Origin of the sequence: Thermogutta sp. (genome assembly GCF_014359955.1) — a bacterium.
Taxonomy (GTDB): Bacteria; Planctomycetota; Planctomycetia; order Pirellulales; family Thermoguttaceae; genus Thermogutta.
Genome location: NZ_JACIYL010000998.1, coordinates 1 through 1,384, shown reverse-complemented (window position 1 = coordinate 1,384; position 1,384 = coordinate 1). Strand labels below are relative to the sequence as shown.

The following is a 1,384-nucleotide window of genomic DNA, read 5'->3' as shown; positions in this document are numbered from 1 at the left end:
TGGTCGGGACGATCACTTATTATTTTGATGCCTCGCGCCAGGTTCGCAGAATTGTGTTCGAAGGGACGACCGGCAACCCCAATCGGCTGCTGGCTTTTTTAGCCACGTATTACGGATTTGTTTACCGCCCGACGAACAATCCAGCGGTTTACCTGTACGTTGTACCGGAGGAGGGGTCTCGGGGGGAAACTCATAGCTATTTATGGATTCGGCCACGCGGGATTTTGACCAGTACCGATCCGCAACACCGTTTCGATCTCAGCCTGGTCATGGAACGTCCCGAGAGGTAGCTCTTTACGACACGGGGCCTTCTCGTCCGGAAACAGCGGCTTTCTGGAACCGGAAGGTGTCGCTTCCCGAGGACTCCCAGGCCGTGCGTCTCTACCGGGCAGTTTCCGGGTTGCCGTCAGTGTCCCGCCAGACCACAACGCGTTTTCGCTCGGGCTCGATGCGCATGCGGACCTCGCCATCGTGGAACACCCGCACCGTACCGCTGGATTCACTGACGCAAACCGCCACGGCTTTTGTGCGGCGAGTGATGGCGGCCGCCGCCCAGTGTCTTGAACCCAGGCCTTTGCTCAGGGAGATTCCATCAGCAGAGCAGTCAATGTGACGACACGCAGCCACGACGTATCCGTCTTTGCTGATGATGAACGCCCCGTCGAGCTGCGCGATTTCTTTGATTCCCTCACGAACTTTGGAATCGAAGAGGTTTCGCTCCCGTTTGCTGTAACCTCGAACAGGGTCGAAGCCCAGAGGTCGAGTATGGGCCAGAACCCGCCGGGTATCCCCGATAACGAAAATCGTGCCGACTGGTTTTCCTTCACGGCCTTCGCGGCCGATCTCGATGGCCAGATTGATCACGAGTTTGAGCGTTTCGACCGGGATGTCTGTCTTGAGTTGCCGTAACTCACGAACCGTCAGTCTTCCCAAATAGTCTGAAAGGCGAAACAGACTCAGGGTGTCCAGCGACGCTGCATCGAAGGCCCCATACACGGCGACCAATTCATCTCCCAGGGCCACGTATTCCTCTGTCACGCACTCCACAAGGGCCTCTGAAAGGCGGTCTTGCGGCGTTGACTCCGGCATGTTGGTGACCACAACGTGGACCTGGGAGTTTTGGAGAGATTCAGCCTGGGCAGGCGTGTCCACGGCGACGATGAGTTTTTGATCTCCGAGCAACCCCGTCACGCGGGACCAGTCCGCTTTTCCCGACCATAAAACGAGAATGGCTGCTGCTTCTGCCGCTTTCGCCACCGATGCGGCATGCTCCAAAAGCAATTTGACGTTTTCAGTCAAGCGAAGAGTTTCACCACCTGGGGAGGGTGCCGACTTGGGATCAGAGGCCGCCGGTGTCCGGGCTTCAGGGTTCATAGATCGGAAG

General features: G+C 57.6%; 2 protein-coding genes. One reads left to right on the top strand and one right to left on the bottom strand.

Annotated elements, in window-relative coordinates; translation table 11 throughout:
* On the top strand, positions 1-290 hold a 290-nt coding region (locus tag H5U08_RS18885; protein ID WP_366494902.1), incomplete at its 5' end, for a DUF6690 family protein.
* A 91-nt stretch (positions 291-381) separates the two neighbouring features.
* Here the strand turns inward: H5U08_RS18885 and H5U08_RS18880 are convergent.
* On the bottom strand, positions 382-1,384 hold a 1,003-nt coding region (locus H5U08_RS18880; RefSeq protein ID WP_366494900.1), incomplete at its 5' end, for a diadenylate cyclase.